Annotated in this window: 7 protein-coding genes and 1 riboswitch; of the genes, 4 read left to right on the forward strand and 3 right to left on the reverse strand. The window is 68.7% G+C overall.

Annotated features, from left to right (window positions below; translation table 11 throughout):
* Nucleotides 1-182 precede the first annotated feature (182 nt).
* Together gltB and AACZ75_RS04630 are read right to left on the reverse strand one after the other, a co-directional pair.
* A complete protein-coding gene (gene gltB / locus AACZ75_RS04625; protein ID WP_339871876.1) occupies nucleotides 183-4,664 on the reverse strand; it encodes a glutamate synthase large subunit in 4,482 nt (1,493 codons plus the stop codon).
* On the reverse strand, nucleotides 4,661-6,094 hold the full coding sequence (locus AACZ75_RS04630; protein WP_339871539.1) for an NAD(P)-dependent oxidoreductase: 1,434 nt from the start codon (nucleotides 6,092-6,094) through the stop codon (nucleotides 4,661-4,663). Before AACZ75_RS04630 ends, gltB begins: the two co-directional genes overlap by 4 nt.
* 192 nt (nucleotides 6,095-6,286) lie before the next feature.
* On the opposite strand from AACZ75_RS04630, the gene AACZ75_RS04635 reads away from it, so the two are divergent.
* Both AACZ75_RS04635 and AACZ75_RS04640 read left to right on the forward strand, forming a co-directional pair.
* Nucleotides 6,287-7,762 (forward strand): ammonium transporter, encoded by a 1,476-nt coding sequence (locus AACZ75_RS04635; protein ID WP_339871540.1) that lies wholly within the window; start codon nucleotides 6,287-6,289, stop codon nucleotides 7,760-7,762.
* A gap of 104 nt (nucleotides 7,763-7,866) precedes the next feature.
* Complete coding sequence (locus AACZ75_RS04640) at nucleotides 7,867-8,541, forward strand: TorF family putative porin (protein ID WP_339871542.1); 675 nt, start codon at nucleotides 7,867-7,869, stop codon at nucleotides 8,539-8,541.
* Nucleotides 8,542-8,584: 43 nt separating this feature from the next.
* Here AACZ75_RS04640 and AACZ75_RS04645 read toward each other — a convergent pair whose 3' ends face one another.
* Entirely contained in the window at nucleotides 8,585-11,947 is a 3,363-nt protein-coding gene (locus tag AACZ75_RS04645; RefSeq protein WP_339871543.1) for an amidohydrolase family protein, read from the reverse strand.
* A 152-nt stretch (nucleotides 11,948-12,099) separates the two neighbouring features.
* A riboswitch (SAM riboswitch) is annotated at nucleotides 12,100-12,220 on the forward strand.
* A gap of 87 nt (nucleotides 12,221-12,307) precedes the next feature.
* Between AACZ75_RS04645 and AACZ75_RS04650 the strand changes: the two genes are divergently transcribed.
* Nucleotides 12,308-13,318: a homoserine O-succinyltransferase gene (locus AACZ75_RS04650; protein ID WP_339871544.1), complete on the forward strand. Its 1,011-nt coding sequence runs from the start codon at nucleotides 12,308-12,310 to the stop codon at nucleotides 13,316-13,318.
* Nucleotides 13,315-14,496 (forward strand): cystathionine gamma-synthase, encoded by a 1,182-nt coding sequence (gene metB / locus AACZ75_RS04655; protein ID WP_339871545.1) that lies wholly within the window; start codon nucleotides 13,315-13,317, stop codon nucleotides 14,494-14,496. The genes AACZ75_RS04650 and metB overlap by 4 nt, the downstream gene beginning before the upstream one ends.
* The last annotated feature ends 10 nt before the right edge of the window (nucleotides 14,497-14,506 follow it).

Raw genomic sequence — 14,506 nt, forward strand, 5'->3', positions numbered from 1 at the left:
CCCATGCCCCGGGCCGGGGCCCCTGTCAGCCGATCCGTGGTTCCAGACCCGTACGACATTGCGCCTGCCTCACTGCTCCGTGTCTGCATCCGGGTCGTCCCCGGCGCGACGCTCCCTGCCCCAGCTTACAGGCGTTTGTCATTTTGGTTGAATCCGCGCAGCGCGTGGATCCGGCAACCGGATCAGGCACGCTTCTGCACGACCAAGGCCTCGGCCTGGCGGGGGGCGATGCGCGAGAACTGTAACAGGGCGTGGGACCAGGTTTCGAGCAGACGCCGGGCCAGGGGGGAGCCGGTCGCCGCCGCATGGGCCTCGACCAGGGCCCGCAGGCGGACGGCCGCGGCACCGACGACCGGGCCGGCCTCGACCGAGTCACCGTTCAGGCGGGCGTCGATTGACGTGTCGGCGTGCAGGACGAAGGCTTCGCCGCCCGACATCCCGGCCCCGAAATTCCAGCCGATCGCGCCCAGCACCGCCACCGTGCCGCCGGTCATGTATTCGCAGCCGTGCGCGCCGCAGCCCTCGACCACGGCAGTGACGCCCGAGTTGCGCACAGCGAAGCGTTCCCCCGCCGCCCCGGCGGCGAACAGGCGGCCCGTGGTGCCGCCATACAGGCAGGTGTTGCCGATCAGGGCCTCGCCCTCGACCCAGGCCGGCGGGCGCACGACGATGGTGGCCCCGGACAGCCCCTTGCCGACATAGTCATTGGCCTCGCCGTCCAGCTCGATGCGCAGCCCCCTCATGCCCCAGGCGGCCAGAGACTGGCCCGCCGCGCCGCGCAGGTTCAGGGTCAGCAGATCCTCGGGCAGGCTGTCGCCGAAGCGCCGCACGATGTGGGACGACATGCGCGTGCCGATGGCCCGCTGGGTGTTCCGCACCGCGTAGGTCAGCTGCATCTTCTCGCGCCGCTCGAGGAAGGGGGCGGCGTCCAGGGCGATGCGGGCGTCGAGCGAGTCCGCGACGGCGTTGCGCGGGGCCTCGGCCGGACGGCCGTTGCCGGCCTCGCCGACCCGGACCAGCAGGGGATTGAGGTCGAGATCGTCGAGATGGGCCCCGCCGCGCGACACCTGACGCAGCAGGTCGGTGCGGCCGACGGCCTCGTCCAGAGATCGCAGGCCGAGGGAGGCCAGGATTTCGCGCGTCTCCTCGGCGATGAAGCTGAACAGATTTACGACCTTCTCGGCCGTGCCGGTGAACAGGGCACGCAGCCGTTCGTCCTGGACGCAGACCCCGACCGGGCAGGTGTTGGAATGGCACTGACGCACCATCAGACAGCCGACGGCGACGAGGCTGGCGGTGCCGATGCCGAACTCCTCGGCCCCGAGCAGGGCCCCGATGACCACGTCGCGGCCGGTGCGGATGCCGCCGTCCGTGCGCAGCCGCACATGGCCGCGCAAGCCGTTCAGGCTGAGCACCTGGTGCGCCTCGGACAGGCCGGTTTCCCACGGCATGCCCGCGTGTTTGATCGAGCCCAGGGCCGAGGCCCCGGTGCCGCCGTTGTGGCCGGAGATCAGGATGACGTCGGCCTTGGCCTTGGCCACGCCCGCGGCCACCGCCCCGATGCCGGACGAGGACACCAGCTTGACCGTCACCCGGGCGTCTGGGTTGATCTGCTTCAGATCGTAGATCAGCTGGGCCAGGTCCTCGATCGAATAGACGTCATGGTGCGGCGGCGGCGAAATCAGGGCCACGCCGGGCGTCGAATGGCGCATCCGGGCGATGAATTCGGTGACCTTGAAGGCCGGCAGCTGACCGCCCTCACCCGGCTTGGCCCCCTGGGCCACCTTGATCTCGATCTCGCGGCACTGGTTCAGATATTCGGCGGTAACGCCGAACCGGCCTGAGGCGATCTGTTTGATCGCGCTGTTGGGATTGTCGCCGTTCGGGCGGGCCTTGTAGCGTTCGGGATCCTCGCCGCCCTCGCCGGAGACCGAGCGCGCGCCGATCCGGTTCATGGCGATGTTGAGGGTCTCGTGCGCCTCGGGGGACAGGGCCCCCAGCGACATGCCCGGCGTCAGAAAGCGTTTGCGCAGCTCATTGACGCTCTCGACCGCCTCCATCGGGATCGGGGTGGCCTCGCGGAAGTCCAGCAGGTCGCGCAGGGCGGTCGAGGGGATCTCCCGCGTGCGGCGGCTGTAGGCCTTGTAGCGTTTGTAGTCGCCGCGCGTGGTGGCGTCCTGCAACCGGTGAATTTGTTCGGCATCCCAGCCGTGCGTCTCCTCGCCGGCGCGGATACGGTGCGCCCCCCCGATGCGCAGGCGCGGGGCCGGGGCGGCAAAGCCTCGGGCCGTCTTGCGCACGGCCTGGGCCTCGATCCCGGCCAGGCCGACCCCGGAAATCCGCGACGTCATGCCGGGGAAGAATTCAGCGGCCAGGGCCCGCGACAGGCCGAGTGCCTCGAACTCACAGGCTCCGCGATAGGCGGAGATGACCGAAATGCCCTTCTTGGCCAGGATCTTCATCAGCCCGGCCTCGGTCGCCGCCTTGTGGTTCAGACAGGCCGCGCGCAGCGACAGGCCGGGATAGCGGCCACCGTCCAGACGCTCGAGGAAGCTTTCCTGGGCCAGCCAGGCGTTGACGGCCGTGGCTCCACAACCGACCAGAACGGCGAAGGCATGGGCGTCGATGGCCTCGGCCGAACGCACCACCAGCGAGGCGACGGCGCGCAGGCCCTCGTCGACAAGCCGCGAATGTACTGCCGCGGTGGCCAGGATCATCGGGATCAGCGGCCGTCCGGGTCCGGCCGCAACATCGGTCAGAACGATCAGGGACGAACCGCCACGGACGGCGGCCACCGCCTCATCGCGGATCCGGTCCAACGCCGCCCTCAGGGTCTGGCCTGGAGCGACATCCGCCGCCGGAGCGACGAAGGTGCAGTCGATCTCGGTGGTCGCCCCGGCCCCGACGACCTCCAGCATCCGCTCGTACATGCCGGTGGTCAGGACCGGACTGTCCAGCACGAAGACCCGGGTCTGGGTCTCGTCCTGGGCCAGGATGTTGCCGAGGTTCTTGAACCGGGTGCGCAGGCTCATCGCCCCGGTCTCGCGCAGCGGGTCGATCGGCGGATTGGTGACCTGGGCGAACGCCTGGCGGAAATAGTGGCTGAACGGCCGGTCATGGGTCGACAGCACGGCCGGGGGCGTGTCGTCGCCCATCGAGGCGACGGCCTCCTTGGCGGTTCCGGCCATCGGGTCCAGCACGGTGTCGATGTCTTCCTGGGTCCAGCCGACGGCGGCCTGGAAGCGGGTCAGGGCCTCGCCGGTCAGACGACGCGGCTCATCGCCGGGACCGACCAGCGGATCCAGCTGGACCATGTTCGACAGCCAGTCGCGATACGGCAGGGCCGCCGCCAGCCGGTCGATGGTCTGGGCCTCGTCATAGAGGTGCCCTGCCTCGAGATCGATCGAGATCATCCGGCCGGGGCCGATGTAGAGCCGCCGGGCGATGCGCTCATCGTCGATGCCGGCCATGCCGACCTCGGAGCCGCAGATCAGCAGGCCATCGGTCGTCTCCGCCGCCCGCAGTGGCCGCAGACCGTTGCGATCCTTGCCGGCAACGACCCAGCGGCCGTCGGTGGCGCAGATGGCGGCCGGCCCGTCCCACGGCTCCATCACGGCATTGCAGTAGGCGTAGAGGGCGCGATGATCGTCGGAGATGACTCCGTCGACCGGGGCCTCCGGCATCAGCAGGGCCTTGACCATAGGGGCCGGCCGGCCCGCCCGCACCAGCACCTCGAACACATTGTCCAGCGCGGCCGAGTCCGAACCGCTGGACTGGATCACCGGCTTGACCGTGGCGTCGTCGGCCCCGAACGCCTCGGCCGTCATGCCGATCTCGTGGCTGCGCATCCAGTTGACGTTACCGCGCAGGGTGTTGATCTCGCCGTTGTGGGCCAGCATGCGGAACGGCTGGGCCAGCCGCCATTCGGGGAAGGTGTTGGTCGAATAGCGCTGGTGGAACAGGGCGACATTGGCCTCGACCCGGGAATCGGTCAGGTCGGCGTAGAAATCGCCGAGCGCCTCGGCCAGCATCATCCCCTTGTAGATGACCGATCGGGCCGACAGGGAGCAGATGTAGAAGTCCGGCAGGTTGCGGGCCTGGGCGCGTTTCTCGATGCGCCGCCGCAGGATGTAGAGGGCGCGCTCCAGGGCCTCGCCGGCCAGCCCCTCGGGCGGACTGACCATGATCTGTTCGATCTCGGGTCGGGTCGCGGCCGCGCGTTCGCCCAGGACCTCGGCCCGGTGCGGCACCTGACGCCAGCCGTACAGATAGAAGCCGGCGGCCAGCACCTCGCTCTCGACGATGGTGCGGGCCCGCTCCTGGGCTCCCAGGTCGATGCGCGGCAGGAAGACCATGCCGACGACAAGCGGTCCGGGTCGCGGAGTCTGACCCGCGTCGCGCACCTGTTGTTCGAAGAAGGCGCGCGGCAGGCCGATCAGGATCCCGGCCCCGTCGCCCGACTTGCCGTCGGCGTCGACCGCGCCCCTATGCCAGACCGCCTTCAGCGCTTTCAGCGCCAGTTCGACGACCTCGCGACGCGGTTGCCCGTCGATGGCGGCGACCAGGCCGACCCCGCAGGCGTCGCGCTCGGACGCCGGATCATAGGCCTGGGCATCGATCAATCGTTGACGCTCGGCCAGATAGTGTTGGGGATCGAAGGTCATGCCGCAGCCTGCTCCCGGCTGGTCAGCCATGTGTCGATTTCCGCCGCAGCGTCCTGTCCGTCCCGGACGGCCCAGACCACCAGCGACGCGCCGCGCACGATGTCGCCCGCCGCGAACACACCCTCCAGGGTGGTCGCCCCGGTCGCACCCGCGGTCCAGACGGTACCCCAGTCGGTCACCGCGAGATCAGAGACGGCGAAGTCGGCGGGGATGTCCTCGGCGTCAAAGCCCAGGGCCTCGATGACCATGTCGGCCGGCAGATCGAATTCGCTGCCGGGCACGGGTTCGACGCTCCAGCGGCCGTCGTCCCCCTGCACGGCAAGGGCCATGCGTGTCGCCCGCACCCCGGTTACGCCTCCGGCATCGCCGAGCACGGCCCGCGGCGCGGCCAGCCATTCGAATGCCACCCCCTCCTCCTCGGCATTGGTCACCTCGCGGGCGCTGCCCGGCATGTTGTCGCGATCGCGGCGGTACAGGCAGGTGACCGAGATCGCGCCCTGACGCACCGCGGTGCGCACACAGTCCATGGCGGTATCGCCGCCACCGATGACCACCACCCGCCTGCCCGCGGCATTCAGCCGACCGTCATCAAAGGCCGGCACGGCGTCGCCCAGCCCCTTGCGGTTCGAGGCGATCAGATAGTCCAGCGCCGCGGTCACCCCGCCCGACCCGCAACCCGGAACCGACAGGCGTTTGGCCTTGTAGACGCCGGTGGCGATCAGCACGGCATCGTGGTCGGCGCGCAGTTCGGCGAAGGCCACATCGACACCGATCGCGACCCCGAGGCGGAACGCGACCCCGCCCTCGACCAGCCGGTCGATGCGCCGCTGCACCACCGTCTTCTCCAGCTTGAAGCCCGGGATGCCGTAGGTCAGCAGACCCCCGGCCCGGTCGTGCCGGTCATAGACGGTGACGCCATAGCCGGCGCTGCGCAGCCGGTCGGCCGCGGCCAGACCGGCCGGACCGGCCCCGACGATCCCGACCGACAGGCCACGCTCGACCAGCGGCCGCACCGGCGTGACCCAGCCGCTCTCGAACGCCAGGTCGCCGAGGTATTTCTCGACCGAGCCGATGGTGACGGTTTCCCAGCCGGCCTGTTCCAGGGTGCAGGCTCCCTCGCACAGCCGGTCCTGCGGACAGATGCGACCGCAGATCTCGGGCATGGTGCTGGTGGCCTCGGCCTGGCGCCAGGCCTCCTCCTCACGCCCCTCGGCGGCGAGGCGCAGCCAGTCGGGGATATTGTTCTCCAGCGGGCAGCCGGTCTGACAGAAGGGTACGCCGCACTGGGCGCAGCGGCTGGACTGGCCCTGGGCCGCGGCCGCCTGATACGCCGTATAGATCTCGCCGAAATCGCCCACGCGCTGCACCGCCGGGACCTTGGACGGGCCGGCGTGGGGAACCACGACGAATTTCTGGTTGGCGTCGGCCAAGATCACTATTCCTGCTGCAGTGCAAGGAAAGAGCATAGGCGACCAGATCCAAACTGACAACAAATGTGCCAATTTTGCGCATCGCAGTTCAATTTCAGCATTTTTATTGCTGTTTTTTCTCGAGACCCCTTGCCAAGCTCGCACATGCGTTAAACATTTCGCAACTGCGAGATAACCAAGGGGGACCTCCACATGACCAAAATCTGGAACCGGCTACCGGGCGTCATCGCCCTCTGCCTACTCACCGCCGCATTGTTCGCGGCGGGCGGCACCTTCGCCGCACCGGTCGACACCATCGCCGCTATCGCCATCGAGACCACGTTCCCGACGACCGCAGCACCCGCTGCGGTCGTTTCTGATTCTACCATCGAGACTCCGGTCGAAGCGGAAGCGATCGTTGTCGTCGAAGACGATCCGGCACCGACCCTGCTGGCGCATCAGGCACCGCTGGAGCTGGACGCCGCCGGCACGGCCTGGCTGGGAACATCGACAGCCCTGGTGCTGCTGATGACCCTGCCCGGCCTGGCCCTGTTCTACGGCGGCATGGTCCGGCGCAAGAACGTCATCGCCACCATCACCCAGTCGGTCGGCGTCTTTGCGGTAGTCAGTCTGGTCTGGTTCATCGCCGGCTATTCGATCGCCTTCGGAGCCAATCCGTCTGCCGAGCTTCAGCCCTATGTCGGCAGCCTGGGCATGCTGTTCCTGAACGGGGTGAGGCTGGACACGGCCAACGGCCTGCTGCCGGGCATTCCCGAATTCCTGTTCATCGCCTTCCAGATGACCTTCGCCATCATCACCCCGGCGCTGATCACCGGGGCCTTCGCCGAGCGGTTCAAATATTCCGCCCTGCTGCTGTTCACCGCCCTGTGGTCGCTGTTGGTCTATGCGCCGATCTGCCACTGGGTCTGGGGCGGCGGCTTCCTCGGTTCCGCCGGCGTGCTGGACTTCGCCGGCGGTGCCGTGGTGCACGTCAACTCGGGAGTCGCGGGTCTGGTCTGCGCCCTGTTCCTGGGCAGCCGCAAGGGCTACGGCGTCGACACCATCACGGCCCACAACCCGGTGCTGACGATGATCGGGGCCTCGCTGCTGCTGGTCGGCTGGATCGGCTTCAACGCCGGCTCGGCCGGGGCCGCCGACAGCCTGATGGCCGTGGTCCTGCTCAACACCCTCCTGGCCGCCGCCGCTGCCGCCCTGAGCTGGAAGATCATCGAGTTCATCGAGAAGAAGAAGATGTCGCTGATCGGCATGCTGTCGGGTGTCGTCGCCGGTCTGGTGGCCATCACTCCGGCGGCGGGTTTCGTCGATCCCAAGGGGGCGGTGATCATCGGCCTGATCGCCGGACCGGTCTGCTACATCGCCTCGATCTGGATCAAGAAACTGCTGCGCTATGACGACAGCCTGGACGCCTTCGGCATCCACGGCGCGGGCGGCCTGGTCGGGGCTCTGCTGACCGGCATCTTCGCCACAACGATGATCAACGGCGCTTCCGAGGGTGCCCATGTGGCCACCCAGGCGCTCGGCCTGGCCTGGACCATCGCCTACAGCGCCGGCGGCACCTTTGTGATCCTGCTCATCTGCAAGTTCACAACCGGCCTGCGGGTCACCGAGACCCAGGAAGACGAGGGTCTCGACTCCCACCTCCACGGCGAGGTTCTCGACCACGCCTGACCCGATTCACCCGGGCGGGGGCCTCCCCCTCCGGCCGGATGAACGCGGCCCGTGCCGCATCCATCTGTTTCAACCGACGACAACCAGGACGAGGGGATCATCCAATGCGTATCTATCTTGCAAGCGCCGCCGCAGCAGCCCTGCTGCTGTCTGCCGGCGCGGCCTCAGCCCAGAATGCCGAGGTTTCGTTCAATGCCATTGTGACCAGTGACTACGTATTCCGGGGCTTCAGCCAGACCGACTCGGATCTGGCCTTCCAGCTTGGCGCGGACCTGACCGCCGGGGCCATCTATGCCGGGGCCTGGGCCTCCAACGTCGATTTCGGCGACGACACCAAGGCCGAGTTCGACATCTATGGTGGCGTGCGCGGCGAGACCGCCGGCTACGAATGGGACCTGGGCCTGGTCGGCTATTTCTACGCCGATGCACCGGGCGGAGCCGACTATGATTACGTTGAAGTCAAGGCCGCGGCGTCACGCGCTATCGGCCCGGCAACCCTGGGCCTGGCCGCCTACTATTCGCCCGACTTCTTCGGCATCGACGAAGCCGCCACCTATGTCGAGCTGAACGGCGAATGGGCCGTGACCGACAAGGTCAGCCTCTCGGGCGCAGTCGGCGAACAGCGTCTGGACGTCAATGACGACTATGCGACCTGGAACATGGGCCTCGGCTATGCACTGACCGACGTCGTCAGCGTCGACCTGCGCTATCACGACACCAACGTCGATGGCGGACTGTCGGAGTCACGCATCGTGGCTAGTCTGTCGCTGGGCTTCTAGACCCCGCAGGGTGAGCCGCCCGCCGAGACGGGCGGCTTCATCCTCAGTCGGGCCCGTGACCGTGGCCGTCGCTTTCCGCGGTAGCGGCCCCGGCGCTCCAGGCCTCGCCGTCAGCCCCCTCGAACCAGAACGGCGCACGCGGCCGCGACCGGCGACCGACCTCGTCCATCCGGGCGTCATAGACCCGGCCGTTGGCCACCGTATAGGCGATGGCCGTGGTGTTGCGCAGGTTGTCGAGCGGGTTGGCGTCCAGCACCACCAGGTCAGCCAGCTTGCCGACCTCGAGCGAGCCGATGTCCCGGTCCATGCCCAGGGCTTTCGCCCCGTTCAGGGTGCCGAAGCGCAGCGCCTCCATCGGGGTCGAGCCGCCCTGCTCCATCATCCACATCTCCCAGTGGGCGGCCAGGCCCTCGCGCTGGCCGTGAGCCCCCAGTTCGACGGTGACGCCCTCGCGCGACAGGCGGGTGGCCTCGCGGGCGATGGCGATGTGGTTCAGCTCATTCTCCGGCACCTGGACCGGGCGGCGCGCGCGGGCGTCCAGCAGCCGTCGGGGCACATACTGCTGCAATCGGGCATCATCCCAGACCGGCGTGGTCTGGTACCAGTAGTTCTCGCCCCAGTTGCCGCCGTAGGCCACGACCAGGGTCGGGGTGTAGGCAACCCCGGTCTGACGCCACAGCTGGTGCACATCGTCATACAGATTGGCCAGCGGGATCGAGTGTTCGATGGTCGTATGGCCGTCCACGATCATCGACATATTGTGCTGGAACAGCGAGCCGCCCTCGGGGACGACCATCATGCCCAGCTCGCGCGCGGCGGCGATGACCTGCTGACGCTGGTCGCGCCGGGGCTGGTTGTAGCTCTTGACGCTGACGGCCCCGACCGCCTGCATGCGGCGCAGATTGGACAGGGCGTCGTCGAGACTGTCGATCTGGGCGGTGAAGGCAGTGCGGGCCCCGTACAGGATGGTACCGGTCGAGAAGATCCGCGGCGCGACGATGCGGCCGGCCTTGGCCAGTTCGCTGTGCGCGAAGATCTCGCTGGTGTCGTTGGACGGGTCGTGGATCGTCGTCACCCCGAAGGCCAGCGCGCCATAGTCGATACGGCTCTGCTGCGGGATGATCTCGTCGGACCCCATTGAACCGTGCCAGTGGGCGTCGACGATCCCCGGGATAATGGTCTTGCCGCTCATGTCCATGACCAGCGCATCGGCGGGCACGGGAACCGAACCACGCGGCCCGATCGACTCGATGCGGTTGCCGTTGACGACGACCACCCCGTCCTCGATCACCTGCTCACCGTTCATCGTGATCAGGCGCGCGCCGGTCAGGGCGACCCGGCCGGTGGGCCGGTCATAGTCGGCGGTGAAGCTGATGTTGATCCCGGCCTCGGCCGGTTTCGGCAGGGTCTCGGGCGCACCGTCGACGAAGCTGAAGGTCTGCTCCAGGGGCCGTGAGAACAGCTCGGGGCCCATCGACCACTGCAGCCGGCCGGAATCGCCCGACCAGTGCAGCCATTCGCCGGCGTCGCGGGTCACCCGGGTCTGCGGCAGGGCCTTGCCGTCGGCGCTGAGGCTGACCGGGCGGCCAGTAGCGACGAAGGGCGCGACATAGGCGTTGAACCGTTCGGTCCAGGCCACCCAGCGCTCGTCCGGCGACAGTACGAACTCGGCGGCATACTGGGACGTCAGATGGGTCCGCTCGTCGCGACCGGCCAGGTCGACCGACTTGAACGCCCGGTTCTCGCCCTCTCGACCGGTGAAGTAGATCCGGTCATTGGACGCGCCGAACCGGGGCGTGACGCCGTCGTCGGTGACGAAGGTGGCCTCACCGCCGGTGGCGGGGATCCGGTAGATGCCGGGATTCTGGCTCCACAGGGCGGTGGTCAGATAGCCGTCCCCGGTCATGCGATAGGCGATGGTGCGGCCGTCCGGCGAGAAGGTCGGCTCCAGATAGTGACCCGGCTGACGGGTCACGACCCGGCCGTTGCCGCCCGAGGCCGGCACGACCCGGACGGTGCCGAGGTCACTGTCGCTCCAGGTCGTATAGACGATCGAGCGGCCGTCGCGAGACCAGGAGGGGTACAGTTCGAAATGGTCGGACTGGCGCGTCAGGCGGCGCGGCGTGCCGGTCGGGAGGTCACGGATCCACAGACTGCCGAGGGCCTCGTACACGACCCGGCTGCCGTCCGGCGAAGTGGTGGCCCAGCGGATCATCTTCACATCGAACCGGTCGGGCGCGACCTCGATCGGGAAGCGCACGACGTCCTCGACCCGCCGCGTATCGGCGACGTGGAAGGGTATCTCGGTGACCGCTTTGGAGGCCACGTCGACGCGGCGGATCTTGCCGCCGGCCCAGAAGACGATGGCGCGGTTGTCGGGCGTCCAGCTGATCGCCGGATAGACGCCGTGGACGGCCCAGGTCTCCTGCAGATCACGATCAAGGGCATCGTAGACCGGCGTCTCGCGGCCGGTCTCCAGATCCTTCACATAGAGGACGGACTGGTAGCGAACGCGGCGGATGAAGGCGAGCGAACGCCCGTCCGGCGACGGCGTCGGCCGAATCGAACCGCCCGGGCCGGTAACGAATTCGCTGACCTCACCGGTCTCGCGGTCGAGACGCTGGATCACATAGATCTGGCCGTTCGGATCCTTGCTGTACTCGAAGGTCTGGCCGGGCGTGGCGTCGTCGCTGAAGTAGAGGTAGCGGCCGTCCGGCGAAAAGGCGGGTTCGCCGGTGTCCTTCTGCTGGGTGCGACGCTCGGTCAGCTGCACCCCGCCGCCGCCCGAGCGGTGGTACATCCACATCTCGCCGGCCCCGAGCGAACGCCCCGAGGTGAAATGCTTGCGGGCCACGATGAACTGGCCGTCCGGCGACCAGTCGGGCTGGTTCAGCAGGCGGAAGTCCTCGTCGCTGACCTGGGTCGGATTCGACCCGTCGCGGTTCATCACCCAGATGTTGTCGCCGCCCCCGCGGTCCGAGGTGAAGGCGATGTGGCGACCGTCCGGCGAATATTTGGGCTGCATGTCCCAGGCGACGCCGCTGGCGATGGCCCGGGCCTCGCCGCCGGCGATCGGCATCACATAGATGTCGCCCAGCAGGTCGAAGACGATTTCGCGGCCGTCGGGGCTGACGTCCAGCGACATCCAGGTGCCTTCGGTCACGTCCAGCGGAATGTCGCGCGACGGTCCGGGCGGGGCCTGGACATCCCATTTGGGCGCGTCCTTGTCGTCTTCCGCCACCGGGGCGGCGACGGTCGGCGGCGGTGTGTTGTCCATCATCGGTTCGGGGATCGGCTCGGATGCCGGATCCGGCGTCGGGACAGGCTGCGGCTGTGGCGGCGTCTGGGCCATGGCCGGCGCGGCGAACATCAGCACCGCCACGGTCGTCAGCAAGGAACGTTTCATCAGCCCACCCCCGAAGCCCCGACAGGTTCGGGACACCGTTACCTAACCGGTCAGAGACCCGTTTGGCGACCCCGCCCCGCCCGTTTTTGCCGGCCCGGCGACCCTGTGTCGCGAGGGATTGACGGCCGTGCGGCCGTCCGCCAACCTAGAGCCACTCATCAAGACCGGCTGAGGGATAGGCCCTTTGACGCCGGGGCAACCTGCGCGTGGCGACCCGCCGCGCGAGATGGTGCCAACTCCTGCGGGGTTCTCCGGAGCCGCGAGAGATGAGTGAAGCGAAGACCCCGCCACAGGTGGAGTCCGACGTCTTCACGGGTCTGTCACTGCATGAGTCTCGATGACCGAGACCTGGAGTGACCCGTGCCGACCCCCGTCCCAACGCCCTGCCCCCCCATCGAAGCCCGTGACGTTCACGCGATGATTCCGGCCGACTTCCGGCTGGAGTCCGGCGAAAGGCTGATGGCGGACCGGGTCCAGGGTCGCCTCCTCGGGCCGGACGAAGGGCCGTTGATCGCCGTCGCCGGCGGCATCTCCAGCGGCCGGTTTCCGGCGCTGGACACAGGGGGCGCGCCCGGCTGGTGGCCCTGGCTGGTCTGTCGCGGCGGCGCGGTGGACCCGGCCCGGGCGCGGGTTCTGGCCTTCGACTTCCTGCCCGGCAATGACGACGCGAGCGTGACCATCACCGCAACCGACCAGGCCCGGCTGCTGAAGCTGCTGCTGGACGCGATCGGGGCGGCCCGCCTCGATGCCTTCGTCGGGGCCTCCTACGGCGGGGCGGTGGCCCTGGCCTTCGCGGCGGCGTTTCCCGATCACATCAGCCGACTGGTCGTGATCTCAGCCGCGCACCGGACCCATCCGATGGCCACAGCTCATCGCGGTCTGCAGCGCCGCCTGCTGGCTTTCGGTCGCGCCGCCGGACAGGCGGCGGAGGGGGTGGCCCTGGCCCGCGAGCTGGCGATGATTTCCTACCGGACGCCCGAGGAATTCGGCCTGCGCTTCGCCTCGACCGCGCCGGCCAGGGCTGGGGACGCCTATCCGGTCTGTGACTATCTGACCGCGCGAGGCGCGGCCTACCGGCGGGTGATGGGCGTTGAGCGCTGGATCAGCCTGTCGGACTCGCTGGACCGTCACGCGGTCGCGCCCGAGCGGATCCTCGCGCCCCTGACCCTGATCGGCTTCACCTCGGACCGGCTGGTCCCCATCGACGACCTGCGTGATCTCGCTGCCCGGGTCCCGGCGCTGGAGCGGTTTGTCGAGGCCCCCTCGATCTTCGGCCATGACGCCTTCCTCAAGGAACGCGAGCTGATCAGCCGCACCCTGACCGACGCCCTTCTGCCCCTGTTCACCCGCACCCGCGAGATCGCCGCATGACCTGTCCTCCCGCCCAGCACCCCGCCACCCTGGCCGCGCGCCACGGCGTCAATTGCGACCGCGCCCACGGGGCCGTGATGCCGCCGCTGTATCTGTCGAGCAATTTCAGTTTCGACGGACTCGATGGCAAGCGACGCTATGACTACACCCGCTCGGGCAATCCGACCCGCGATGTGCTGGCCGAGACCCTGGCCGGGCTGGAAGGTGGGGCCGGGGCGGTGATCACCGCCACCGGCATGGCCGCCGTCGATCTGGCCCTGTGTTCGCTGGAGCCCGGTGACCGGCTGATCGCCCCGCACGACTGTTACGGCGGCACCCACCGCCTGCTGACGGCCCGGGCCCGGCGCAACCATTTCGACGTGGAATTCGTCGATCAGGGCGATGCCGCCGCCGTCGACGCAGCCCTGACACAGCGGCCGAAACTGATCCTGATCGAGACGCCGTCCAACCCGCTGATGCGCATCGTCGATGTCGCCGACCTGTGCCGACGCGCCCATGCGGCCGGCGCGAAGGTCGCGGTCGACAACACCTTCCTGTCCCCGGCCCTGCAGCAGCCGATCGCGCTGGGGGCCGATCTGGTGATCCATTCGACCACCAAATACATCAACGGCCATTCGGACGTGGTCGGCGGGGCCGTGATCGCCGCCGACAGGACCGACCACGAGCAACTGGCCTGGTGGGCCAACTGTCTCGGTGTCACCGGCTCGCCCTTCGACGCCTATTTGACGCTGCGCGGGGTGCGCACCCTGTTCGCGCGGATCGAGCGCCAGCAGCAGACGGCGCAGCGGGTAGCGGAATGGCTGACGCGCCAGCCGACGGTGCGGGCGGTCCACTATCCGGGTCTGGCCGATCACCCCGGCCATGCCATCGCCGCGCGCCAGCAGGCCGGGTTCGGGGCCATGCTCAGTTTTGAACTGCACGGCGGGCTCGAGGCGGTGCGTGGATTCGTCGACGGCCTGGCCGTCTTCACCCTGGCCGAATCCCTGGGCGGGGTCGAAAGCCTGGTCGCCCACCCCGGCCTGATGACCCATGCGGCGATGACGCCGGAAGCGCGCCGGATCGCCGGGATCACCGACGGCCTGCTGCGCCTGTCGATCGGACTGGAACACGGCGACGACCTGCTGGTCGATCTGGCCAGGGCCCTGGAGGGGATGCCCGCGACGGCCGCGGCAGCCTGAAGCCCCGGGG

Origin of the sequence: uncultured Brevundimonas sp., from assembly GCF_963975535.1 — a bacterium.
Taxonomy (GTDB): Bacteria; Pseudomonadota; Alphaproteobacteria; order Caulobacterales; family Caulobacteraceae; genus Brevundimonas.